The following is a 24,781-nucleotide window of genomic DNA, read 5'->3' on the forward strand; positions in this document are numbered from 1 at the left end:
CACTCCCCTCGTCAGGTCCTGCGCTCGGGCGGGAGGACGTGGCGGGTGTAGAGGAGCTCCTGCAGAACGTCCTCGCCGCCTTCGACGATGGACACGTAGCGCATGTCATCGGCCAGGTCGCCCATCGGGGAGTCCTGGGTGTAGCCCAGTCCGCCGAACATCTCGGTGCCGGTGGTCGCGATCTCCCAGCCGGCCCGGCCGCAGAACAGCTTCGCGGCGAGGGCCGACTTCAGACTGCCGGTGCGCAGCAGCGCGGTCGCACCGTCCGGGAGTCGGGCCAGTGCGTCGAACTCCTCGGCCGCGCTCAGGCACTGGTTGCGCATCACCATGATGGTGGTCTCGATCCGGGCGAGCTTGGCGGCGAAGACGGGGTGCGCCTCCAGCAGGGTGCCATGGACGCGCTTGTGAGCGGCGTAGTCCAGGCAGAGGTCGCGGATCCGGCGTGCCACCCCCACCGCCGAGGCGGCCATCAGGATGCGGCTGGTGTTCAACCCGACTTCGAGGATCCGCAGCCCGTGGCCGGACAGCACGTTCTCGCGGGGCACCCGGCAGTCGCGCAGGCTCACCTGGTAGGTGGCCGAGGCGGGGAGCCCGCGCAGCTGCCAGCGTTTGACGATGTGGATCCCGGGTGTGTCGCGGGGCACGACCACCGCGAGGTGCTCCTCGTCGGCGTCCGTGGCCGTGACGACCAGGAAGTCGGCGAAGTCCGCGTTGGTGGAGAAGAACTTCTCGCCGGTGAGGGACAGTTCGGCGCCGCTCGGACTGGCGACGGTGGCCGTGCGCAGGAGCTCGCTGCCCGCCGCCTCCTCGCTGGCGAGGGTCGCGCAGTAGCCGCCGCGCAGCGCGAGCGGTTCGAGGAGGGTGCGGCGCAGGGCGGTCGAGCCGAACAGGTCGACCATGGTGGTGCCCAGGATCGAGATGAACAGCGTGAAGGCGGTGCCCGCGTCGGCGTAGGCCAGCTCCGAGACGAGGTCGACGCCGTCCCGGAGCGCAACGCCCCGGCCGCCGCAGTCCGCCGGGAGCCACCAGTTCGCCAACCCCTCCTGGTGGAAGCTCTGTTGGAGCGGGGTGGGCACCGGCACCGGGCCTCGGGCGGATGCCTCTCCGTCCCGCTGGAGCCACCGTCGGTCGGCGGTGAACGAGCGGACCCGTTCGAGCAGTTCGGTGGTCGTCATGCGCGGTGCGTCCTTACCGGGCTGGGGAGGGTTCGCTGGGCGATGAGGCTGCCGACCAGGCCGTCCAGGAACGCGGCGTCGAGGTCGGGTGCGCGGACCCCGGCGGCCTCCAGCGCCTCCCAGGTCCGCGCGCTGTGCACCTCGGGAGCGCGCTGCGCGGGATCCGGGGCGAGCGTGTACCGGTAGACCCCGCTCAGCGCGAGCATCTCCCGGACGGCGGGGTGGTCGGAGTCGTCGAGCCGCTGCCACCACAGGTCGACCGGGACGGGTTCGAGCGGGAATCCGGCCCGCCGTACGGCCGCGAAGAGGTCTGCCAGTTCCAGCGGTCGCGGTCCGACCAGGTGGAACGTCCGGTCGCCCGACTCCTGCGGAAGGCCGGCCAGGCGCACGACGGCGCCGGCGACGGTGTCCGCCGTGGCGACGGGGAGCGCGGCGTCCGTCCGCGGCACCGCGCCGAGGGCGACGGCCGCGCGGAGCAGCGGCACCAGCAGGTCGGACTCGAATCCCGCGGTGGCACCGCCGTCGGCGGTGACGACGCCGGGACGGAACACGGTCACCCGCACGCCCCGGTCGGCGGCGGCGCGCACCTCGCCCTCGGCCGCGGCCTTGCTGCGCGGGTAGCCCAGCGGCCCGGCGGTCTGCGGGCTCGCCCTGGTGCGCTCGTCGACCGCGGGCAGTCCGGCGGCCCGGGCGCCGAGTAGCGATCCGAGGGTGGAGACGTGGTTCAGGTGTGCGGGCCGGCCGGTGAGCAGCGCGTGCCGCTCGGCGAAGGCGACGACGGCGCGGGTACCGCCGAGGTTGACGGGCGCCAACTGCTCGTAGTCGGCCGCGAGGTTGACCGTCGCGCCGCAGTGCACGATCAGGCCCGTGGTCTCGGCGAGCGCGTCGTACGAGCGGGCGCCGAGACCGAGCCGGTGGTCGGCGAGGTCGCCGGGCACGGCGACGACCCGGTCCCGGTACGTCTCCTCCGTCAGACCCGCGGCGCGCAGCCGCTCGGTGAGCCGGGCCGAGGCGGAGGCGGCGTCCGCGGCGCGGACCAGGCAGTGCACCGTGGCGGCGGTGGCGGTGAGGAGGTGGGCGCAGATCCTGCTCCCGAGGCTGCCGGTGGCACCGGTGAGCAGGACGGCGTGCGGTCGGAGCGCGTCGTACGGCCTCATCCGGTCTCCCCCGGCGCCTCGCTGGCCAGGGCGGCGGCGACCGCGGAGAGCGGGTCGCTGCCCATGAGCCGTGACAGGGGCGCGTCGATCCCGAAGTCCTTGCGCAGTCCCGAGCGCAGTTGAGTGGCCATCAGGGAGTCGAGGCCGAACCGGTTCATCGCCCGGGCGGCGTCGATCTGGTCGGCGCGCATGCCGAGGATGCCGCTGAGGCGCTCCTTCAGGTAGGCGGTGAGCTGGGCGGGATCGTGCCGGAGGGGGGCGGTCGGGGTCGGGCGCTGCGGCGGCGCGGGGGGCTGCGGCCCGGCCACCGGCAGAACGGGGACGGGCGCGGTGGCGGGCGTCGACCGGGTGGCTGTCGGCGCGAGCTCCGCCAGGAGCGGGTTGCCCTTGTCCTGCGGGTAGGCGGCGAGGTAGGCGTTCCAGTCGGCGGGCGGGAACAGCAGGTGGCGGCCCGGCGCGGTGAGGTGGGTGTCGAAGAGGCGCGGTGCGTCGTCCGGAGCGAGCGGGAACATGCCCCGCGGCCGGACGTCGTGGCCGTTGCTGGCGCTCAGCCGGGCGGCGAGGCCGACCTCGGACCAGTAGCCCCAGTTGACGACCGTGGCGGGCAGGCCCTGCGCCAGCCGGTGGGCGGCGAGGGCGTCGGTGAACGCGTTGGCGGCTGCGTAGGCGCCGAGGTGGTGGCCGAGGGCGAGGCCGCCGAGCACGGAGACCGCGGAGGAGAAGAGGGTGAAGAAGTCGAGCGGCTCGTCGGCGAGGGCCCGGTGCAGGGCCCAGCCGCCGGCGACCTTCGGGCCGAAGGTCTCCCGCAGTTCCTCGGCGGTCAGCCCGTCGGCCGGCCCCGACTGCAGGGAGACTGCGGAGTGGACGGCTCCGGCGACCGCGGGCAGCCCGTCCCGCCTGCGCCGCTCAAGCAGCGCGGCCAGCGCCGACTCGTCGGCCGCGTCCAGTGCCGCGTACTCCACCTGCGTGCCGGTTGCACGCAGTTCGGCCAGCAGGCGGCCGCGCGGGTCGGCGGCGGCCAGCGCGGACTCCGGGGTGCGGCCGGTCAGCAGCAGGTGTCCCGCCCCGCGCTGCGCCAGCCACCGGGAGGCCAGCCCGCCGACGCCGCTGAGACCGCCGGTGACCAGGTAGGTCGCCCCGGGCCGGATCTGCACGGGGCCTCGGTCCCCGGCCCGTTCCCGGGTCGGGAAGGAGAGCACCACCTTGCCGGTGTGGCCGGAGCGGGCGAGCAGGGCGAACGCCTCGGCCGCGTCCTCCACCGGGAAGACCCGGGGGGCGGGAGGGGCCAGCAGGCCCTCGGCGACCAGGTCGGTCACCGTGCGGACGAGCGCGGCCAGCCGCTCCCTGCCGTGCTCGTAGAGGTCCACCAGGTTGACCGGCAGGTAGCAGCGGCTGCGCGTGAAGACCCCCATCGGGAGCGGGCGGTGGGCGGCGATGTCGTTGACGGCCAGGTCGACGTACCGTCCGAAGGGGTTCAGCAGGCCGAAGTTGGCCTCGACGGCGTCCCCGATCTGGGTGCCCAGGACCACGTCGACGCCGCCGCGCTCCGGGTCGTCGGGATCCCGGAACTCCTCGGCGAACCGGGTGGACCGGGAGTCGCCGACCTTCGCCACGCCCATCTGGCGGAGCAGGCTCCGCTTGGCCGGGGTGCCGGCCGTGGCGTAGACGGTGGCGCCGCACATCCGGGCGATGTCGATGGCCGCGAGGCCGACGCCGCCGGTGGCGGAGTGGATCAGGACGCACTCCCCGGGCGCCAGGCGGGCCTGCTCGACGAGCGCGTGGTAGGCGGTGGCGTGCGCGGCGGGCAGGGCCGCCGCCTCGGCCGCGCCGAGCCCGTCCGGCCGCCGGCGCACCAGCGCGGCGGGTGCCAGGACGTGGCTGCGCAGCGCCGGGTACGCGAACGCCAGCACCCGGTCGCCGACGGCGAGTTCGCCGACGCCCTCACCGACGGCGGTGACGGTTCCGGCGCTCTCGCAGCCCAGTTTCGGGGGTCCGGCCGGGTGCGTGAGGTCGGTGCCGGTGAGCGCGAGGACGTCGTGGAAGTTGAGGCCGGCGTGCGAGACCTCGATCTCGACCTCGCCGGGGCCGGGCAACGGCCGTGCCACGTCCCGCAGTTCGAGGCCGGTGAGGCCGCCGTCGCCGACCAGTTCGCGGGCTCTGGCGGCGGTCGGTGCCGGGGCGGGGTCCAGTCGGGGCGCCAGCACCTGCGTGCCCCGCAGCGCGACCCGGGGTTCCGCCACGCCGCTGAGGACCAGCTGTGCGAGCCGGGCGGCGTCGGCCGCCTCGGTCTGGCCCGGGTCCGGGTCCGGGTCCAGGTCCACCATGGTCAGGCCCGGGCCCGGGTTCTCCTGACCGGCCACCAGGCCGAGGCCCCACAGGGCGGACCGCCAAGGGGCGTGGACCGGTACGGCGGCACCGTCCGGGGCTTGTTGAGCGCCGCGGGTGACCGCGTACAGGCGGACGGGGCCGGCGCCGGAGGCCACCGCGCCCACCAAGGTGCTGAGCACGGCGCAGCCGCGCACCGCCTCCTCCTGGACCCGCTCGGACGACGCCCCGGGCTCGTCGGCGCCTGGCACCGGCGAGGTCCACAGGGCGATCACGCCGTCCAGGGCGCCGTCCTCGGCCGCCTCGTCCAGCAGCTCGCGGACGGCACCGGCGGAGCCGGGGAGCTCCGCGACCTGGGTGACCTCCGCTCCGGACCGGGTGAGCGCGCGGGCGAGCCGGCGCCCGAGCGGTCCGTCGGCGCCGAGCAGCAGCCAGTTCCCGCCGCTGCGGCCGCTCGGGGCGGTGGGGAGGTCTACCGGGTGCCACTGGATCCGCCGCACCCAGTCCGACCGGTCGGCGACGGGGCCGGGGAAGGTCTCCGCATCCGCCCGCGCCGTCCCGCGTGCCTCCGTCCCCCGTGCCTCCGTCGCCCACGGCTCCGCCGTCGGCGCGGCCCCGGCCGTCAGTGCCGCCGACCGAACGCCTGTGACCGCCATGACCACGTTCCCCTCTTCGTCGCTGATGGTGATGTCCGCGACCGCGGATCCGCCGCCGTGGCCGACCAGCCGGACGTGCGACCAGACGTGCCCGCCCTGCGGGATCGCGCCGGCCCACACTCGGTCGATGCCGCTGAGCACGAACCCCCGCCCGGCGTCCGCGTCGGCGGTGTGCGCGAGGAGTGCGGCGACCGGCTGCATGCAGGCGTCCAGCAGCACCGGGTGGACGAGGTGCCCGGCGGCGGGTGGCACCGCGACGCGGGCCAGGCATTCGGCAGGGCCGAGCCAGATCTCCCGCACGCCCGCGAAGGCCCCGCCCCAGCTGTTCGCCCCCGCGGAGTGGCGGCGGTAGAACTCGGCACCGTCCAGCCGGGTGCCCCGCTCACGCACCGCGGCCGGGGACTCGGCGGCCGCGGGCGGCGGCCCGCCGTTCCCGACGGCCGCCCGGGCGTGCCGGACCCAGTGCGCGGAGGTGCCCGTGCGGCTCTCCGCCACGAGCCCGGCCGGCCCGGTGGCCCCGGGCCCGGCGGCGTCGTCCGCACCGACGCCGGCCGCACCGGCGCGCAGCCGCAGGCCCGCGCCCACCGCCAGCGGCAGGGCCTCGGTGAACTCGATGCCGACCAGTTCCCGGGCCGGTGCGGCCTGCGCCAGCAGCAGCTCGACCAGCGCCGCGCCGGCCAGCACCGGCGTCCCGCCCACCTGATGGTCCATCAGGTACACCGCTCGTCCCGTCAGGTCGAGCGGATCGCCCAACAGCGGGTGCTCCGGCGACTCCGGCCACTCCGGCCGCTCCGGCGACTCCGGCCACTCCTGCTGCTCCTGCTGCTCCGCCCCGATCTCGGGCCAGCGGTAGCCGGGTGCCTGGTACCAGTGGCGCTCGCGCTGCCAGGGGTAGCGCGGCAGGGGCGGGGCGGCGGTTCGGTCGGCCGGGCCCTGGACCGCGCTCCAGTCGACGTCGGCCCCGGCCTCGTACAGCCGGCCCAACGACCCGTACAGCGAGAGCCGTTCGGGTTCGTCCCGCCACAGCGAACCGAGGACCAGGTCCGCCGGCCCGGCCTGCGCGTCGAGGGCCGCGGTGAGCAGCGGGTGGGGCGAGACCTCCAGGAACACCGTGGGGGCCGGTCCCCGCGCGGCCCTGACGGCCGCGTCCAACCGCACCGTCTCGCGCAGGTTGCGCCACCAGTACGCCGCGTCCAGGGCGGTCCCCGGCGTCTGCGCCCCGGTGACGGTCGACAGGAACGGCACCCTGGTGGCGGTCGGGGCCAACCCGCGCAGGGCCTCGCCCAGCGGTCGGCGCACGGGGTCGATCCGCGCGCTGTGGGCGGCGTAGGCGACCTTGACGGAGCGGCAGGCGATGCCGCGCTCCTCGCAGCCGAGGACCAGGGCGCCGATCTCGTCCGGTGCCCCGGCGACGACCGTGGCGGAGCCGCTCTCCTCCACCGCGACCGAGGCGTCCGGCGCGAACTCCGCCAGCAGGGCGCGCGCCTGCGCCGGGCCCGCCCCGATCCGGGCCATCGCGCCGGGCGGTGCCAGCCGCTCCAGGAGTTCGGCCCGCACGCAGCTCAACCGGCCCGCCTCGGCCAGGCTCAGGGCACCGGCGCAGTACGCCGCGGCGATCTCACCCTGGCTCTGGCCGACCACGGCGGCGGGCTCGATGCCCCAGGACCGCCACAGGTCGGCCAGCGCGACGCCCACCGCCCAGAGCGCCGGCTGCACCCGTGAGGTGCGGCGCTGCCACGCGGCGTCGTCCGACCGCAGCGCTTCGAGCAGGGACCAGCCCGCGTGCTCGCCGACGATCTCCTCGCACTTCTCCAGCGTCGCGCGGAACACCGGTTCGTGGTCCAGGAGTTCACGTCCCATGCCGAGCCACTGCGAGCCCTGTCCGGGGAAGACGAAGACCACCCTCGGCGACCCTTCGGCGGAGCCGGACCGGCGGTCGGCCGCGCCCGCGAGCGCCTCGGCCAGCTCGCCGGCGGACCCTCCCGTGACGGCGAGCCTGCGCTCCCAGTGGGTGCGGCCCTGCGCTGCGGCCCGGCACAGCTCCGCCGGGCCCGCGTCGCCGGACTCGCGCAGCGCGCTCCGGTACCGGTCGGCGAGGGCGGCCAGGGCGGGTCCGCTCCGTGCGGCCAGCGGCAGCACAACGGGTGACCGCGGTGCGGTCCGCGCGGCGGCGGGTGCGGTCCGGACCCGTGACGGCACCGGGGCGGATTCGAGCACCAGGTGCACGTTCGAGCCGCTGACGCCGAAGCTGTTCACCCCGGCCAGCAGCGGCTGCCCGGCCGCGGCGAGCTCCACGGTGTCCGCCGGGACGCGCAGCAGGCCGCCGCGCCAGTCCACGTCCGGGTTCGGCACCAGCAGGTGCGGGTTGCCGGGGAAGCGGCGGCGCTCCATGCACAGCACCGCCTTGATCAGCCCGGTGATCCCGGCGGCCGCCTCGGTGTGCCCCAGGTTGGTCTTCACCGACCCGACCAGGCAGGGCGTCTCCCGCTCGCCGGGCACGGCCAGCACCTCGCCCAGCGCGGCCAGTTCGACCCGATCGCCGAGCGGGGTCCCGGTGCCGTGCGCCTCGACGAAGTCCACCTCCGCCGCGGACCGTCCGGCCGACCGCAGGGCCCGGCGCAGCACCGCCACCTGCGCGCTGCGGCTGGGGGCGGCCAGCCCGTTGCCGGTGAAGCCGTTGTTGTTGGTGGCGCTGCCCAGGATCACCGCGCGGATCCGGTCGCCGTCGGCGAGCGCGGCGTCGAGCGGCTTGAGCAGCACCAACCCGACGGCCTCGCTGCGCACGAACCCGTTGGCCGAGGCATCGGCGAACTTGCAACTGCCGTCCGGCGACAGGCCGCCGGCCCAGCCGAAGGTCAGGTGGGTGTGCGGCGTGAGGATCAGGTTCACGCCGCCCGCGAGGGCCACCTCGCACTCGCCCGCCCGCAGGCTCTCGCAGGCCAGGTGGACCGCGAGCAGCGAGGACGAGCAAGCCGTGTCCACCGAGAGCGAGGGCCCGTCCAGGCCGAGGGCGTAGGACAGCTTCCCCGAGTACACCGACCGGGCCGTCCCCAGCTCGGAGTAGATGTCCAGCGCGTCCAGGTCCGGCAGGTGCCGCAGCAGGTAGTCGCCGGAGTTCGCCCCGACGAACACCCCGGCGGACGCGTCCGCCAGCCGCTCCCGGGGCATGCACGCGTCCTCCAGCACCTCGTGCGCCGTCTCCAGCAGCAGCCGCAGCTGCGGGTCGGTGCGCTGGGCCTCGCGGGGTGACATGTCGAAGAAGAAGCCGTCGAACCGGTCGATCCCGGGCAGGAACCCGCCCCGGTCGGTGGGAATGCGGCCGGGCGTCCGGGGCTCGGGATCGTGCAGTTCGCGCATCCAGGCGCGGTCCGCCGGAGCCGTGGCCACCGTCTCCCGGCGCTCCTCCAGAACCCGCCACAGCGCGTCGACGTCCTTCGCCCCCGGAAAGCGCCCGCTCATCCCCACCACGGCGATGGCACTGCTCGGCCGGTCGAAGTGCATGCTGGATCGAGCCTCCTGGTCCCTGACGGGTTCGTGTGTCCGGATGACGGATGGTCAGCGACCGGGTGCACGGCGGGCGCGGTCTCTGACAGCCCTGACCCGGCACCAGAACGGGGACGGCTCGGACGCTCCCGCGCCGCCGACGGCTCTCCCGATCGCACGCACCACCGCCGCCCCCACTCCCTCTCGCCGCCCCGGCGGGATCTTCCCGTCATGATCATCGACCCGACAGCGGTGATCGAAACCCGCGGCACCCGAATGACCCGAAATCGACGCACCCTCCCATCGACGAAGGCGGTCGGCCCCATCTCGGGTAGGCCGAAGGACAGGCCCGCAGGTGGTCGAGTGCGTGCGCCCGGCCTGTCCGACGGATTGGCCACTGCACCAGGTGGGGCAACGGTAATGGTGTTCACGGGAACGGTGGACACCACCACCGAACTAACCAGGGAGCTTCGTTGGATCAAAGGAGGCGACGCGCTGGGCGCTTCGGTCGATCTCGATGACGCGGGCAGCGGGGAGGGCGGTCCAGGTGGCTTGCGACGAAGCGACGATCAGCTGGATGCCCTGGTCCGCGAGTTCCGAGACTGCGTCGAAGACCCCGTGTTCCTCCTTGGGATGCAGGTATGCGAGGGGCTCGTCGATGAGGACAATCCGGTTCGGCGCACCTCCCGACTCGGCCAGGGAGCGCAGATACGCCAGCCTGTTCTCCAGCCCGGAGGCCCGCCTGTCGGGAGCCCGGTAAGTGCGATCGTTGACGCAGTGGCAACTGTACGGAGTCCGTTGGGCGTTCCGGGAAATCCGGAGGTGACTGGCCAGGTCAAGACTCACCTGGGTCAGCCGATCGACCGGGAGAGCGAATTTCGTCCGCTGCAGCGACAGGGCCAGGGCCTCCAGCAAAATGGTCTTCCCTGTGCCGTTGGCGCCCACGAGCACGGTGATCCCCTCGTGGAAGCCGATTCCCTGACGCAACGCCGCGACGATCGGCAGGGTCCCGAGCTCCTGATAGGAATCCGGCAGTTCGGCAGCCTGAAGAATGGCGTTGCCCGTCACCAGCGAGGTGGCCGGGGTGTAGCCCTGGCGTGCGAGCCCCTGCACGGCGATCCAGCGGACGGACTCCGCGACATCGCCGCAGAGGGAGCGGAGCGCGGCGAGTGCCGCGCCGTCGCCTGGCCAGCCTCCGACCAGGCACTCCGCGGCAAGGGCCCGGACCAGTACCTCGCCATCACAGGTGAGAGTGATCAGGCAGTCGCGGACCACCGGATCGTCCCCCCATCCCTGAACCAGCGCCTGTACCATCGTGTGCCGGACTCCCGGGTCCTCGTGCTGGACGAGCCGGGCCAGCGCGTCCCGCGCGGTGTGGTCTCCCGCCCAGCCGTGTACCAGCCCCAGCGCCGCCGTCTTCCGAACGTCGTACTCGGGGTCACCGGCCAGCGCCGCGACGGCGTCCCGAGCCTCGGGGGTCCCGGCCCAGGCGGCTGCCAGGCCCCAAACCGCGTTGTGGCGGATGGCCGACTGGTCGTCATGGACCAGGCGGAGGAGGGTGTCGCGGGTGCTCGGGTGGTGGGCCCAGCTCGCCAGGACGGTCCGCAGGGCGGCGCCGCGGGCGCGCGGGTCGCTCAGGCGGGTGGCGTCCACCAGGATCGCCAGTTCGTCGTCGGGGGCCAGTGGCGCGTTGTCCGCGAGGACGCGACGCAGCTCGGTGATCTTCTGCTCCTCCGCGGCGTTGTACTCCTGGACCCGGCCGAGGGCAGTCGCGATGTCCACGAGCGCGGGCTCGGCGTTGAGACCGGAGGAGAGGGCGCCCCGGGCCGGCAGCGGCGGGAGGTCGGGCAAGGGCCGCAGGTACCCGACCTCGGCATGCGCTGCCAGCCTCCGCAGGTTGCCCTGCGCCTGGTCCCACAACAGCTCCAGCACCCGCCGCCGGTGGTCGACCCGGTCGAACTCCGCCTCCGCCGCCGCCTTGTACTCGACCGCGTCGGTGCGCTGGCGCTCGGCCAGCGAGCGCGGAACTGTCCGCCCGGCAGTGCGTGGCATGCCGGACAGGTCGAGATCGAGCTCGGTGATGATGTCCCGCAGCGCGTCGATGATCTGCAGCAGTGTGCCCATCAGTGCCTGGGTGTCGCTCAACTCCCGGCGGAGGCGGTCCCCGGTGCGGTTCGCGCGTTCGAGGTCGAGCTGCGTCTGCAACGCGGCGACGGCCGCCGCCGTGGTGGGCGGCTGCGGCTGCGGCTGCGGCTGCGGCTGCGCAGTAGGGCGGGCCCGCAGCTGTCGGGCCTCGGTCAGTAGTTCCGTCGCCTCCCGGTACAGCGCCTGGTGGCGCTGCGGATGCAGGCCGGCGCCGGCGCTGGTGATCTCCAGGAAGACCCTGAGGAATCGGAGGGACGGCAGCGCGGCACCGCCCTTGAAGAGGCGGTCGAGGTGCGACTTGGAGAAGCTCAACCCGCCCACCGGGTCGGCCGGCCCGCCCGCCCCCGCCGTGATCCGCGCCTCCTCCCGGTCGACCCGCTGCTGGAAGGCCTGGGCGATCTCACGCGTGCTCAGGCCCGCCTCCTGAGCCCGGGTCCGGAGGAAGTCGCCGAGTCCGCACGCGGCACTGGTGCCGTCCCCCGCCGTTGATGCGCTCATCGCTGGTCCTTCGACTCCCTGCCCCGAATGTGCCTCAGGCGCGTCCCTGGGAAGGGCCCGGGACACCCGCCATCCTCCCAAGTCGGGGCCTCGCCAGCAGGCGAATGCCCCGAACGGTCCCGGGCTGTCCCAGGCTGTCCCAGCGAGGGTTGGGGGCACCGCGGGCGCCGAGCACGCTGGTTGCGCGGTCGACGGCGGCCGTGAGGTGTTCCAAGTAGTGGAGGCGTACTGCGATGTCGACGGAGATCAACGAGACAGTCCAGGCGATCGGCCCGGGATGTGCTGCTCACCTGGCCGGCATCCCGGAGCTGCTGGTGGCCGCGGTCCCGGAGTTCCTCGGCGGACTCGCGGTGACGCTGGTCACCGCGCTGGCGGCCTGGGGCCTGCACCGGCGGCACGCCCGTCGAGCGCTCCCGGTTGCTGCCGAGGAGGAGTCCGGCTGATGTGTCGTTGTTCGATGGGGCTGGTGCGGAGAGTTACTCGGCTGACGAGGCTCAACAACGCCGCGTCATCAGGGCAACGAGGCATCGCAACCACGAACTGACGGCCCCTGCCAAGTCCTGGCGCGGCCGACCCCCGGATGCTGGTTGAGATCATCTCAGCCAGCATCTCCTGCTTTCTGTTCTCTCCTCGCTGCTGACGTCAGATCAGCGATCGACTTGAGCAGGAGGCGCGGGTTCAGCAGATCGGCGACAACCCTGTCCGCACCGGCGTCCGCGAGGTCCCGTGCGCCGACTGTGCCGGACGCGACACCGATGACCTTGGCACCACCCAGGAGACCGGTACGGACGTCCTCCAGCGAGTCCCCGATGATCACCGTGTTGTCGCGAGCGAAGCGGGTGCCGTACTTCGCAGCGGCCCGCTGCTGGGCGATCGAGACGAGCGCCGGTCGGTGCGCGTCATCGGAGGCGTAGGCGCCCACCTCGGTGTCCACGAATCCGTCCAAACTGAACACCCCGAGCTTGATCTCCGCACTCCGCCGAAGGTTCCCGGTCAGCACTCCGGGCACCAGAGCATCCGCAGCCCACACCGCTCGCAGCGCGGCCTCGGCCCCGACCATCACCTGCCCCTCCTGCCGCATCTCGGGCACTCGCGACTCCAACAGTTCGGGCATCAGCTCGATCACACGATCAGCCAGCCGCTCGACCTCCGCCTCGCCGGTCACTCCGTTGGCGCGCAGCAGCTCGCGGACCGCGAGCGGCATGGTGACGCCGGTCCCCCGCGCGGGCAGCCGCTCAGCCGGGCGGCCGACGACGCGGGCGAAGGCGTCCTGATAGACGCGCCGGTCAGTGGTGCCGACGTAGAGCAGCGTGCGGTCGATGTCCCAGAGCACGAGCACCTTCTCCGGCATCCTTCAGCTCCCCTTCACGAGAAGTGCCGCCGTTCCCGGACACGGTCGATCAGGCGATGCCGAGCTGGTCGTACCAGCGGGCGATGGAGTCCTTGTAGCCCTGCGGCATGACCAGGTCGTGGACCTGGGCCCTGGCGAACAGGCCGACTTCCTTGTGCTCGTCGCTCACCACCGGGGCCTGCTCGGGCCCGAGGCGCCGACAGCCGTAGGTGACGATGAAGACGTGCCGGTCGGGGATCGGCTGGTACATCCAGACGTCCAGGAGCGGGCCGGCCGCCACGTCCCAGCCGCTCTCCTCCTGGACCTCCCGGGCCGCGCAGTCCGCAGGCTCCTCGCCGAGTTCGAGCTTGCCGCCGGGCAGCTCCCACTCCTCCCGTTCGTTCTTGAGCAGCAGCACTCTGTCCTGCGAGTCGAGCACGACGCCCTTGACGGAGATCGGGAACGTGCGCGGGACGTACGGGGAGTCGCTCATCGCTTCCTTCGCGGTGCACCGGCGGCTGTGGGCTCCCCGAACCTAACAGCTGAGCCGGCGCCAGGGCGTCACGGTACGCCCGTACCTGAGTTGACGGTCAGTCACTTCATCTAAGGTCAGGCCTTGAACGCGGCGGCGTTGTCGCGGGCCCACTGGGCGTAGTCGAGCGCGGGCCGGCCCAGCAGGTCCCGCACCGTTTCCGTTGTGGGGCCGGGGTGGTGGGCGTAGTCGGCCAGTGAGCCAAGCAGGCGGGCGGGGACCTCCTCCGGCAGGCCTTGGCCGAGCATGGCGGCCCGGAGGTGGTCCGGGGCGACCTCGATGAAGCTCAGGTCGCGGCCCAGCACTTCGCCCAGGAGGCGGACCTTCTCGGTCTGGTCGAGCGGGTGCGGCCCGGTCAGGACGTAGGCACGGCCGGCGTGTTCCGGGTGGGTGAGCGCCAGCGCCGCGACCTCGGCGATGTCGCGCTCGTGGATCGGCGACGTGGTGGCGGCGGCGTACGCGCCGCGGACCGTGCCGGTCGCGAGGATCTGTGGTGCCCAGGCCAGGCTGTTGGCCGCGAAGTCGGCGCAGCGCAGGAACGTCCAGTCCAGGCCGGAGGCCGTGGCAGCGGCCTCGACGGCGGCGAAGTGCGCGGCGAACCGGGGTTCGCCGGCGGGGTGTGGCACGGTCGACGACGAGATCACCACGACGTGCCGGACGCCGTGTCGGGCCGCCTGGGCCAGCAGCGGTGCGGCGGCGCCCGCGACGGCGCGCGGGGACAGCAGCACGGCCTCGACGCCGTCCCAGGCCTGCTCCGGGATGTTCGGCACGGCGGGGTCGCCCTGGAGCACGGTCACCGTCTCCGGCAGGCGGGCCGACTGGGGTGAGCGGGTGATCGCGGTGACCTTGCGTCCCTGCGCCGCCAGGACGTCGATGGTGGCGCGGCCGACCGTTCCGGTGGCTCCGATGATCAGGATCACGGGGTTCTTCCTCTCGCTGACTGCGCTTGGCCGGCAGCCCCACAGCGGACCTGACGGCTGGTCAACTCATCGTCGAACCCCGCAAAGTGCTGATCAAGGTAGACTTCGCGCCCGCATCGGACACTGCACGGTTACCGACCCGGGGGAACGGCCGTGGAACTGCGCGACATCGAGATCTTCCTGGTACTGGCCGAGGAGCTGCACTTCGGCCGCACCGCCGAGCGCCTCGGCGTCTCCCGGGCCCGGGTCAGCCAGTCGGTGAAGAAGCAGGAACGCCGCATCGGCGGCCTGCTGTTCGACCGCACCAGCCGGACGGTCCGGCTGACGCCCATCGGCCGCCGCCTGCGCGACGACCTGCGGGCGGCCCAGGAACAGATCCAGCAGGCCCTGGCCCGCGCGGGGGCCGCCGCACGCGGGCTGCGCGGCACCGTGCGGCTGGGCACCATGGGCGTCGTGGGCGGCCACCTGAGGTGGTTGGTCTCGGCCTTCACGGCTCAATACCCCGACTGTGACGTGGAGTTCGTCGAGATCCACCCCAGCGACCCGTTCCGACCGCTGCGTGACGGGCGGGTCGACGCGGCGCTGCTCTGGCTGCCGGTCCGGGAGCCGGGGCTGGCGGTGGGTCCGATCGTCCTGACGGAGGGTCAGGTCCTCGGAACGGCTTCGGGTTCGGACCTCGCCGACCGCGCGGCGGTCCACCTGGAGGACCTCGGCGGTCGAACCGTCCCGGACCCCGGCCCGCTCGTCCCCGCCTACTGGATCGAGCACATGCTGCCCGCCCGTACGCCCGCCGGCCGCCTCATCTCCCGTGGCAGCGTGGGCGGAGCGGCCACGTTCCACGAGATGCTCCCGCACATCGCCGCCGGCCGCGTGGTGGCCCCGGTGAACGCGCACGTGCAGTGGGCCTACAACCCGCCGGGCGTCGTGTGGCTGCCGATCAGCGATGCGGCGCTGACGGAGTGGGCGCTGGTGTGGGCGCGCGCCAACGAGAGCCTGCACCTGAACGCCTTCGTGGAGACCGCGCGCGAGTTGGGGCCACGGCCCATCAGCGCCGACGGCTGACACTGACCCCACCCCGCACACTGCCAACACCGCCCACATCGCCCACACCGGCCGCTTCCTCACCTATGTGACATCAGCGGCGAATTGGCTCAGAGGTGTCTGTCCGGTCGCATTCCGCTGCGTTAGCGTCGCCCTCCAACAGCGATGGGGAGGTCACGTGCGCGCTCTCGTCTATCTGGCTCCAGGCTCCGCCGAACTACAGGACAGGCCCGCCGCACAGCTCGTGCACGACGATGACGTCGTGGTGGAGATCGTCGGTACCGGGGTCTGCGGAACGGACCGCAAGATCCTGCTCGGGCGGTTCCCGGCCCGGCCGGGCGTGGTGCTCGGGCACGAGTCGGTGGGTGTGGTGCGGGAGACCGGGGCGCAGGTGCGGTCGGTCGGGGTCGGGGACCGGGTGGTGGTCAACCCGACGCTGTACTGCGGGTGGTGCGTCCCGTGCCGCCGGGGAGCGACCAACTTCTGCCGTCACAAGGCCGGGACCGAGGTCGGCGTCGACCGGGACGGCACGTACGCGGAGACCGTGGCCCTGCCGGAACGTTTCGTCGAACGGGTGCCCGCCGGGCTGCCCTTCCGCAGTGCGGTCCTCATCGAACCGCTCGCCTGCGTCCTGAGCAACGTCAGGGCCGCGTCCCTGACCTTCGACGACACCGTGGTGGTGCTCGGCGCGGGCCCGATCGGAATGCTGACCGCACTGGTCGCCGCCCGCGAGGCGCGCCGGGTCACCGTCGCCGAGACGGACGGCTACCGGCTGGAGCGGGCCCGCGAACACTTCACGCACGTGGTGGACGTGGCCGGCACGGACCCGGCCGAAACCCTGCTGAAGACCTCGGACGGCGAGCGTCCCTCCGTCGTCTTCGACACCACGGGCACCGGCCTGGACGCGGCGTTGCGGCTGATCGACGACGGCGGCCGGGTGGTGGTGATGGGCTTCGACGACACCTACACGGTGCCGCTGCGCCCGCTCCAGCTCACCAACCGGGGCATCCAGGTGATTGGCGCCGGGGACTACCGGGCCGACATCTTCCCGGTCGCCGTCGACCTGGCCGCCGAACTCAGCGCCGCCCCGCGGCGCCCCGGCACCAGCACCAGCACCAGCACCAGCACCAGCACCCTCCTGGACCGGCTGGTGACGCACGAGTTCCCGCTGGAGCAGTACCCGGAGGCGTTCGCCGCACTTGGCGGCCTCACCCAGGCCGACCAGGCCGACCGAGCCGGCAGCGGCAACAGCACCCAACCGCCCCCGCGCTACGACGCGCTCAAGGTCGTCATCCGCTCGCACCGCGGCCCGGTCGGCGCCGACGGCTGGCCGGTGGCCGAGTGAGCGCGCCGCGCCTCGGGTCGATCGAGTCCGGGGGGACCAAGTTCGTCTGCCTGGTCGGCTCGGCCCCCGACCGGATCGAGGCCGAGACCCGGTTCCCGACCGGCGAACCGGGCCCCACCCTGGCCCGGGCCATCGCCTTCTTCCAGGAGACGGCCGCCAGCACCGGACCGCTTGACGCGGTCGGCATCGCCTCCTTCGGCCCCCTCGAACTGCGGCCGGGCCACGCCAAGTTCGGCCACCTCGCCGCCACCCCCAAGCCCGGCTGGTCCGGGGTGGACGTCGCCGGCCCGATCGCCGCCGCGCTCGGCGTGCCGGTGGGCATCAACACCGACGTCAACGGTGCGGCCCTCGGCGAGGGCCGCTGGGGCGCGGCGAAGGGCTTGGACACCTACGTCTACCTCACCGTCGGCACCGGGATCGGCGGCGGCGCGGTGATCGGCGGGAAGGTGGTCAACGGCCTGGTCCACACCGAGATGGGCCACCTCTCGGTGCCACGGGTCGCGGGCGACGCCTTTCCCGGCTCGTGCCCCTTCCACGGCGACTGCTGGGAGGGGATGGCGGGCGGCGAGGCGATGGGAGCCCGCTGGGGAGTGCCGGCCGAGGAACTGACCGGCGACGCACTGCGCGAGGCGCTGCGGCTGGAGGCGGCCTACCTGGCCGCGGGGCTGCGCAACATCATCTACACCACCGCACCCCAGCGGATCGTGATCGGCGGCGGCGTCGCGGTGCTCCCCGGGCTCTTCCCGCTGCTCCGCGCCGAACTGGCCGCGGTCCTGGGCGGATACCCCGGGCTGCCGGAGCACGCGGCCGAGGACTTCGTCGTCCCGGCACGGCTCGGCCGGCTCGCCGGACCGGCCGGCGGACTGGTCCTGGCGGACTCGGCAGCGGCAGCGGCGGCAGCAGCAGCCGCACGGCCGCGGCCCGATGATGGGCCATCAGGGGGACCGGACGCATGAGGACGGCCCCGGGCCGGGCAGGCTGGCCGGTGTGATGCGCCCCGATCCGGTGGGTCTCCTCGACCCGGCCACCCACGCCTGGCTGACCGGGCACGCCCTGCCCGGCGCCCTGCTGCACGAGGTGGACCCGCTGCCCGGCGGGTTCACCAACGACATGGCGCTGCTCACCGCCCAGCCCCCCGACGCGCCGGGCGCGGAGCGCTACGTGCTGCGCCGCTACCGGCCCAGCGACAGCCGGGTCCCGCGCAACACCTGCGCGGTGGAGCTCGCCGTCCTCGGCCGGGCGCAGGCCCGCACCGTCCCGGTGACCACGGTGGTCGCGGCCGATCCGCACGGCCGGGCCACCGGCCGCCCCACCCTGCTCTACCGGTTCGTGGACGGGATCCCGCTCAGCCAGGTGCTCGCGGACGGCCCGGTGAGCGGCGACGCGCGGGTGCTGGGCCGGGCCGTCGGCAGGGTGCTGGCGCGGATCGGCCGGGTCGAGCTGCCCCGGCCGGGCGCGTTCGGCGACCCTTCGCTGGTGCCGGCCCCGGACGGCGCGGTCCCGCTGGGCGACCTGCCCGGTTTCGTCGAGCGCTGTCTGGTCGAGGCCGTCCCGGGCGGACCGCTGAGCGGGGCGGACTCCGCCGTGCTGCGCGCCCTGGCCCACGGCGGGCCCCGGGCACTGGCCGCCGTGGCGGGTGAACGGAGCCTGGTGCACGGCGACTTCAACCCGAAGAACGTCCTGGTCCACCGGCGTGCCGGGCAGTGGGCGGTGGCCGCCGTGCTCGACTGGGAGCTCGCGTTCAGCGGCTCCCCGCTGTTCGACGTCGGGAACATGCTGCGCTTCGCCCACGAGTACCCGCCGTCCTTCGCCGCGGGCTTCGTCGACGGCTTCCGGGGCGGGAACGGCCGGCTGGACGACGACCGGCTGGGGCTCAGCCGGACGCTGGACCTCTTCGCTCTCGCGGACATCCTCACCGCCCCGCCCGACCCGGCCTACTTCGCCCGCGCCCGCGCCGTGCTGCACCGGTCCACCGCCCACCGGAACTGACCGCGACCGGCCGGGCGAACGGGACGAGCGGCGCCACCGGCCGTCGCTCGTCCCGTTCGCCCCTCGTCCCGTTCGGCCCGTGCGCCGCTCGAATCCCAGGAGGCAACTGCTTTCCGTGCGGATCACGGAATTCCGGTCGCAAGTGCCGAACAGATGGCGCAGAGGTGACGCACGGCCTTCTTCTCAGCATCGGGAAAAACGGTTAGTCTGCCTGGGTCGAAGTGACAGATCCTTGATCGAGGGAGAATTCTGCCATGGCGAACGGAACCCCGGAGAATGTCCTGACGACGCTCACCCCGACCGTTCGCTGCAACGGGACGCCGCCCACGCCCGCCCTGCGTGAAGGGCCGTACTACAAACCCGACACCCCTTTCCGGACCAGCTTCCGCAGCGACGAGGTGGCCGGCGTCCCGATGCTGCTGCACGGCGCCGTGCGCACCCCCGAGGGCAAGCCGATAGCGGGCACCCTGCTCGACTTCTGGCAGGTCGGGGAGGCCGGGGTGTACGACGCCGACGGTTTTCGGCTGCGCGGCCACCAGTTCACGGACGCCGAGGGGCGGTGGCGGCTGGAAACGGTGCTGCCCGCGCTGTACCCGGGTCGCACGCGGCACGTGCACGTGAAGGTGCAGCCGCCCGGCGGATCCGTGCTGACCACGATGCTGTATTTCCCCGGCGAACGCCGGAACCACCTCGACAAGTATTTCCGGCCGGAATGCCTGATGGACGTGCGGGAGACCGCCGAGGGCTGGGACGCCGAGTTCACGTTCGTGCTGGACGTGTGAACTCCCGCTGCCAGTAATTCCGGGGAGCCTCGTATTCCGCTCCCCGGAGAAATCCGCGACATCGGTATCCGCCGTCCGTCGTGTCCGCAGGACGGAACAGGACGGAATTCGACAGGAGATACATGGCCGACCTCATGCGCGACCAGCCAGCCACGGAGAACGGTGCCCGGGGCGACGTCCGCGGTGACGCCCTGAGCTACGCCCAGAAGCACCTGTACTACCCGGTCAGTGCGTACGAGATGGACCACGGCGAGGGCATCCACCTGTACGACACCGACGGCAACGAGTACCTCGACTGCGCGTCCGGCACCTTCAACCTGAGCCTCGGCTACGGGCACCCCGAGGTGGTCAAGGCCATGCGCGACCAGGTGGAACGGCTGGTGCACGCCACCTCGACCTTCCAGACCGCCCCCGTCAACGAGTTGGTCCGCCGGCTGGTCGAGATCACCCCGCCGAACCTGACCAAGGTGCACCTCAAGGTGTCCGGCGGCTCCACGGCCAACGAGGGCGCGGTCAAGATGGCGCAGCTCGCCACCGGCCGCCGCGACGTCGTCACCCTGTTCCGCAGCCACCACGGCCAGACCATGATGACGACCACCATGTCGGGCGAGTCGTTCCGCAAGGCGCCCTTCCCGCACCTGATGCCGGGCGTGCTCCAGGTTCCCGACCCCTACTGCCTGCGCTGCTTCTACCGCCAGGCGGGGCCGGACAGCTGCGGCATGTTGTGCGTGGAACGGATCAACGACTTCCTGGACCACGCCAGTTCCGGCAGTGTCGCCTGCGTGGTCGTCGAACCGGTCTCCGGCAGCGGCGGCAACATCGTGCCGCCCGACGGCTACCTGGCCGCGCTGCGCGCCCTGTGCGACGAACGCGGCATCGTCCTCATCTTCGACGAGATCCAGACCGGCATCGGCCGGGTCGGCCGGATGTTCGCCGCGGAGCACTACGGGGTCCGGCCCGACATCCTGACCACCGCCAAGGGCCTCGGCGGCTCCGGCGCCCAGATCGCGGCCATCGTCGCCGACGAGCGGATGTCCGGGCTCAGCGCCGACCACCACTCCTTCACCTACGGCGGCAACGTCCTCGCCGCCGCCGCGGCGGCCACCACCCTCGACGTGATCGGCCGCCCCGGCTTCCTGGAGAACGTCCGGGAGGTCGGCGCCCACATCATGGACCGGCTGCACGCGCTGGCCGCCCGGCACCCCGCCATCGTGGACGTGCGCGGCCTGGGCCTGATGATCGGGATCGAGATCGGCGACGACCGGGGCCGCCCGCACAGCGAACGGGCCCAGGTCCTCGCCCGGCGCGGCATGGACCACGGCCTGATCCTGCGCACCTCCCGCTACGGCCGGGGCAATGTGATCAAGATCCGCCCGCCGCTGATCCTGACCCGTACGGAGGCCGATCTGCTCTGCGACCGGCTCGAAGCCCTCTTCGCCGCGGAGGCCGCCGCATGACCGTCCCCGAGCACGGCAGCCCCACGGCTGTCCGGCAGTACGTGATCGGCCTGGCCGGCGCCGTCCGCGCGGCCGTGCTGGCGGCCCAGCACCGGGCCGGCAGCCGGCTGGTGCGCGGTCATTCGCCGGGCGGGGACGCCCAGTTCGGCCTCGACGAGGTCGCGGAGGCGGCCGTCTGGCAGTACATCGTGGACCACGACCTGCCGGTCGCCGTCTACTCCGAGGACCGGGGGCTGAAGTACCACGGCACGGACCCGCGCCACCTGCTGGTCGTCGACCCGATCGACGGCACCCGGCCCGCCGTCGCCGGCCTGGAGTCGGCCACCGTCTCGGTCGCCGTCGCCCGCCTGTCGGAGCGCCCGCGCATCGCCGACGTCGAGCACGCGCTGCTGATGGAACTGCGCACGGGCGCCTACCTCTACGGGGACCTGGCGACGCCCGGCATCACCGCGCACGGCTACCACCACCCCGTCCCGGCGCTGACCCGGACCACCGACCTCTCGCGGATGTTCTGGTCGCTGGAGTTCAACGGCCACCCGGCCCGCCTGATGACCGAGGCCTACGGCCACCTCATCGACCGCTCGGCCAACACCGGCGGGGTCTTCGTCTTCAACAGCGCCACCTGGTCGATCTCCCGGCTGCTCACCGGCCAGCTCGACGCGTACGTGGACATCGGCAACCGGCTGCTGCGCGACGACCCGGCGCTGCTGCCCGAGTTCGAGCGCGTCGGCAACGGCCGGGTCCTGCACCTGTTCCCGTACGACATCGCCGCGGCCGTCTTCCTCGCCGAGCGGGCCGGGGCGGTCATCACCGACGGCTACGGGCAGCCGCTCGGCGGCACGGTGCTGACCGATCTCACCGTCGGCAACCAGCAGTCCTGCGTGGCCGCGTCCACCCCCGAACTCCACCGGGCCCTGCTCTCGGCCGTCCGCTGGAAGGAGTGACGACCTTGCCTTCCCAACTCAGCCCGCCCGACGCCGAGTTCCGGGCCCTGCTCGACCGGCTCTCGGACAAGGCCACCGCGGACTACTACAACCCGTTCACCACCTTCGACTGGCCGCCGGAGATCCCCACCGACGGGCTCTGGATGTCCCCCGAGCTGCTCTCGGTCCACGGCACCGAGCTGATCGACGAACTGAGCCCGGCTCAGCTCCAGGCCCTGAGCCGCTGGGAGAGCGTCAACTTCTACAGCCTGAACGTGCACGGCATCCGCGAGCTGCTGATCGAGGTGACCCGGCGCATCCACACGCCCGGCTTCGAGGTCCCCTCCGAGTTCTTCCACCACTTCATCGGTGAGGAGAACGACCACATGTGGTTCTTCGCCACCTTCTGCCTCAAGTACGCCGACAAGATCTACCCCGACAAGTCGGTCAAGCTTCCCCAGGCACCACGCCACCCGGACGTCGAGAACTTCCTGGTCTTCGCCCGGATCCTGGTCTTCGAGCAGATCGTGGACCACTACAACGTCCGGATGGCCGCCGACCGCCGCCTGCACCCGACCGTGCGGCACATCAACCAGCTGCACCACCAGGACGAGTCCCGCCACATCACCTTCGGCCGCCGCCTGGTGCAACTCCTGTGGGAGCGGCTCCTCGCCGGCGGCCTGGACCAGGAGGCCCGGCTCGAACTGCGCGACTACCTGGGCCGCTACCTCACCACCAGCATGGAGTCCTTCTACAACCCGGCGGTCTACCGGGACGCGGGCCTCACCGACGGCTTCGCGCTGCGCCGGCGGCTGCTCGCCCACCCCGCCCGGCAGGCCGCCCACGCCAAGGTCCTGCACAAGACCACCGACTTCCTCCAGCGGATCGGGGTGTTCGATGACCGTCACTGACCCCACGGCCACCGGGGACACCGACACCGGCACCGGGACCGCCTGGTCGGTCCGGGACGGACTGGCCACCCTCGACGAGCCCGCCGTCCTGCTGAAGGCCGCACTCGACGCGGTGTTCACCCGCTGGGGCGCCGAGGCCGGCGCCCGGCAGCAGAGCTACCCGCCGCTGCTGCGGGCCGAGGACCTGCGCTCCCTCGACTACTTCCGCAACTTCCCGCACCTGGGCAGCCCGGTCACCCGGATCCGCCCCGACCGGCTGACCGCCCTCGCCGCGGACCAGCCCGGAGCCACCGCGCTGCCCGCACTGCCCGCGGCCGACCTGGCCGACGCCACCCACCTGCTGCCCTCCGCCGCCTGCTACGGCTGCCTCCTGCACCTCAGCGGCAGCAGTTCCGACGCTCCCGTCCTGGTCACCACCGTCGCGCAGTGCTTCCGCCACGAGGACCACCACGACGGGCTGCGCAGGCTCTGGGGGTTCACCATGCGGGAGATCGTCTGCGTCGGCTCCGCCGACGCCGTGCGGGCCCACCTCGACCGGCACCGGGAGCGGATCGCCACCTTCGGCGCGGCGCTGGGCCTCACCCTGGACCGGCAGCCCGCCACCGACCCCTTCTTCGAGAAGGACGGCGCCCGCACCGTCATGCAGCTGCTCGCTCCGGTCAAGGAGGAGTACCTGCACACCGACGGCACCGCCATCGCCTCCACCAACAACCACCGCAACTTCTTCGGCGAACGCCGCGGCATCCGCCACGCGGGCCGCCCGGCCTTCAGCGGCTGCGTCGCCTTCGGCCTGGAGCGCTGGGTGCACGCCCTCGGCGACCGCTTCGAGGGGGACCTGGGCGCCGCACTCCGCGCGGTCCAGCGGGCGGGGGCCGGTTCGTGACCCGGCTGGCCGCCCGGCTCGGCCTCGAACTGCCGTTGCTGCAGGCCGGGATGGGCGGCGTGGCCGGGCCCGCGCTGTGCGCCGAGGTGTCCCGGGCCGGGGCGGGCGGCACCCTCGCGCTGTACAAGGAACCGCCCGCGCGGGCCGCCCGGCTGGTCCGGGAGGTGGCGGCCGCCACCTCCCGCCCGTTCGGGGTGAACGTGGTTCCCGAGGTCACCGGCCCGGCCGCCTGCCTGAGCCAGCTCCGGGCCGTCCTGCCCGAACTGCCCCGGGGCGGCTTCGTCACCTCCTTCGGGCTGCCCGACACCGACGCGGCCCGGGCCGTCCGGGACGCCGGACACCCGCTGGTCGTCCAGGTCGGCACCCTCGCGGACGCCGGCACCGCCCTCGCCCTGGGCGCGGCCGTCCTGGTCCTCCAGGGCACCGAAGCCGGCGGCCACCTGCTCGGCGAGCTGCCGGTGGACGCCCTGCTGGCGAGCGTCCGGTCCCGCCACCCGTACGCCGTGCTGGCCGTCGCGGGCGGGATCGCGACGGGGCGGGACCTCGCGGACGCCGTGGCACGCGGCGCGGACGGGGCGATGGCCGGCACCCTGTTCGTTCCGGCGGCGGAATCCACCGCGCACCCGGAGTTCAAACGGCGGGTGGTCGAGGCCGTGGCCGACGACACCGTCATCACCTCGCTCTTCCACATCGGCTGGCCGCACCGCCCGCACCGCGTCCTGCGCAACCCGCTCACCGACGCCGCGGACCGCTACCCGGCCACCTTCATCGCCACCACCCGGGTGGACGGGCGGGACTACCCGGTACCGCGCTACAGCGCGGCGGCTCCGGGGGACGGCACCACCGGCCGCATCGAGGAGATGGCCATGTACTGCGGCCGGTCCTGCACCCGCGTCACCACCGCGCACCCGGCCGCCGCGACCGTCGCCCGGGTCCGCCAGGAATACGAGAGCGCGACCGAAGAGCCGCACCGGATCCAGGAGAGGTGACCCATGGACGCCGCCATCAAGCCGGTCGTGGACTGGCTGCTCGAACGCAACCCCAGCTTCGAGGAGATCCCGGAGGACCTCGACCTGATCGAGAACCGGCTGATCGACTCGCTCGGATTCATGGAGTTCGTCCTGCTGCTGGAGGACCTGATCGGCAGGGAACTGCAGCTCGACCAGATCGACGTGGACCAGTTCCGCACCCTGCGTTCCCTCGCGGACCACTTCCTGAAGGGGTGAGCA

General features: G+C 73.3%; 19 protein-coding genes. 12 read left to right on the forward strand and 7 right to left on the reverse strand.

The genetic code is table 11. The features are described 5' to 3' along the window. Positions 1–11: 11 nt before the first annotated feature. The 4 genes from FHX73_RS31030 to FHX73_RS31045 form a co-directional block, all read right to left on the reverse strand. Positions 12–1,175, reverse strand: coding sequence for an acyl-CoA dehydrogenase family protein (locus FHX73_RS31030; RefSeq protein WP_145909269.1), 1,164 nt, complete (start codon positions 1,173–1,175; stop codon positions 12–14). Further along, positions 1,172–2,332 carry an SDR family oxidoreductase gene (locus FHX73_RS31035; protein WP_145909270.1) on the reverse strand — a complete coding sequence of 387 codons (1,161 nt, stop codon included), beginning with the start codon at positions 2,330–2,332 and terminating at the stop codon, positions 1,172–1,174. Before FHX73_RS31035 ends, FHX73_RS31030 begins: the two co-directional genes overlap by 4 nt. Beyond that, positions 2,329–8,814, reverse strand: coding sequence for a type I polyketide synthase (locus FHX73_RS31040; RefSeq protein WP_145909271.1), 6,486 nt, complete (start codon positions 8,812–8,814; stop codon positions 2,329–2,331). Before FHX73_RS31040 ends, FHX73_RS31035 begins: the two co-directional genes overlap by 4 nt. A 438-nt stretch (positions 8,815–9,252) precedes the next feature. Further along, positions 9,253–11,439: a HEAT repeat domain-containing protein gene (locus FHX73_RS31045; protein ID WP_145909272.1), complete on the reverse strand. Its 2,187-nt coding sequence runs from the start codon at positions 11,437–11,439 to the stop codon at positions 9,253–9,255. Positions 11,440–11,672: 233 nt separating this feature from the next. Here FHX73_RS31045 and FHX73_RS31050 point away from each other — a divergent pair, with 233 nt between their 5' ends. Then, entirely contained in the window at positions 11,673–11,882 is a 210-nt protein-coding gene (locus FHX73_RS31050; RefSeq protein WP_145909273.1) for a hypothetical protein, read from the forward strand. A 155-nt stretch (positions 11,883–12,037) separates the two neighbouring features. Here the strand turns inward: FHX73_RS31050 and FHX73_RS31055 are convergent, their stop codons facing one another. The 3 genes from FHX73_RS31055 to FHX73_RS31065 form a co-directional block, all read right to left on the reverse strand. Continuing rightward, on the reverse strand, positions 12,038–12,790 hold the full coding sequence (locus tag FHX73_RS31055; RefSeq protein WP_145909274.1) for a haloacid dehalogenase-like hydrolase: 753 nt from the start codon (positions 12,788–12,790) through the stop codon (positions 12,038–12,040). Positions 12,791–12,839: 49 nt separating this feature from the next. Beyond that, complete coding sequence (locus FHX73_RS31060) at positions 12,840–13,262, reverse strand: NUDIX hydrolase (protein WP_145909275.1); 423 nt, start codon at positions 13,260–13,262, stop codon at positions 12,840–12,842. Positions 13,263–13,378: 116 nt separating this feature from the next. Beyond that, positions 13,379–14,221: an NAD(P)H-binding protein gene (locus FHX73_RS31065; RefSeq protein WP_145909276.1), complete on the reverse strand. Its 843-nt coding sequence runs from the start codon at positions 14,219–14,221 to the stop codon at positions 13,379–13,381. Between the two features lie 153 nt (positions 14,222–14,374). Between FHX73_RS31065 and FHX73_RS31070 the strand changes: the two genes are divergently transcribed. From FHX73_RS31070 to FHX73_RS31120, 11 genes are all read left to right on the forward strand, one after another. Beyond that, on the forward strand, positions 14,375–15,283 hold the full coding sequence (locus FHX73_RS31070) for a LysR family transcriptional regulator (RefSeq protein ID WP_145909277.1): 909 nt from the start codon (positions 14,375–14,377) through the stop codon (positions 15,281–15,283). A 241-nt stretch (positions 15,284–15,524) separates the two neighbouring features. After that, entirely contained in the window at positions 15,525–16,607 is a 1,083-nt protein-coding gene (locus tag FHX73_RS31075) for a zinc-dependent alcohol dehydrogenase (RefSeq protein ID WP_145909278.1), read from the forward strand. Next, complete coding sequence (locus FHX73_RS31080) at positions 16,604–17,563, forward strand: ROK family protein (protein WP_145909279.1); 960 nt, start codon at positions 16,604–16,606, stop codon at positions 17,561–17,563. The genes FHX73_RS31075 and FHX73_RS31080 overlap by 4 nt, the downstream gene beginning before the upstream one ends. 34 nt (positions 17,564–17,597) lie before the next feature. Continuing rightward, positions 17,598–18,596 (forward strand): phosphotransferase, encoded by a 999-nt coding sequence (locus FHX73_RS31085; RefSeq protein WP_246214042.1) that lies wholly within the window; start codon positions 17,598–17,600, stop codon positions 18,594–18,596. A 254-nt stretch (positions 18,597–18,850) separates the two neighbouring features. Further along, positions 18,851–19,378, forward strand: coding sequence for a dioxygenase family protein (locus FHX73_RS31090; protein ID WP_145909281.1), 528 nt, complete (start codon positions 18,851–18,853; stop codon positions 19,376–19,378). A 122-nt stretch (positions 19,379–19,500) separates the two neighbouring features. Next, on the forward strand, positions 19,501–20,835 hold the full coding sequence (locus FHX73_RS31095) for an aspartate aminotransferase family protein (RefSeq protein WP_246213992.1): 1,335 nt from the start codon (positions 19,501–19,503) through the stop codon (positions 20,833–20,835). Beyond that, the gene (locus FHX73_RS31100) at positions 20,832–21,779 is read left to right on the forward strand and encodes an inositol monophosphatase family protein (protein ID WP_145909282.1); all 948 of its coding nucleotides are present in this window, start codon (positions 20,832–20,834) and stop codon (positions 21,777–21,779) included. The genes FHX73_RS31095 and FHX73_RS31100 overlap by 4 nt, the downstream gene beginning before the upstream one ends. A 5-nt stretch (positions 21,780–21,784) precedes the next feature. After that, the gene (locus tag FHX73_RS31105) at positions 21,785–22,669 is read left to right on the forward strand and encodes a diiron oxygenase (protein ID WP_145909283.1); all 885 of its coding nucleotides are present in this window, start codon (positions 21,785–21,787) and stop codon (positions 22,667–22,669) included. After that, on the forward strand, positions 22,656–23,552 hold the full coding sequence (locus FHX73_RS31110) for a class-II aminoacyl-tRNA synthetase family protein (RefSeq protein ID WP_145909284.1): 897 nt from the start codon (positions 22,656–22,658) through the stop codon (positions 23,550–23,552). Before FHX73_RS31105 ends, FHX73_RS31110 begins: the two co-directional genes overlap by 14 nt. Then, positions 23,549–24,541, forward strand: a complete 993-nt coding sequence (locus FHX73_RS31115) for an NAD(P)H-dependent flavin oxidoreductase (protein WP_145909285.1) — start codon at positions 23,549–23,551, stop codon at positions 24,539–24,541. The genes FHX73_RS31110 and FHX73_RS31115 overlap by 4 nt, the downstream gene beginning before the upstream one ends. Before the next feature lie 3 nt (positions 24,542–24,544). After that, on the forward strand, positions 24,545–24,778 hold the full coding sequence (locus FHX73_RS31120) for an acyl carrier protein (RefSeq protein ID WP_145909286.1): 234 nt from the start codon (positions 24,545–24,547) through the stop codon (positions 24,776–24,778). Positions 24,779–24,781 lie beyond the last annotated feature (3 nt).

The organism is Kitasatospora viridis, assembly GCF_007829815.1.
GTDB classification, from domain to species: domain Bacteria; phylum Actinomycetota; class Actinomycetes; order Streptomycetales; family Streptomycetaceae; genus Kitasatospora; species Kitasatospora viridis.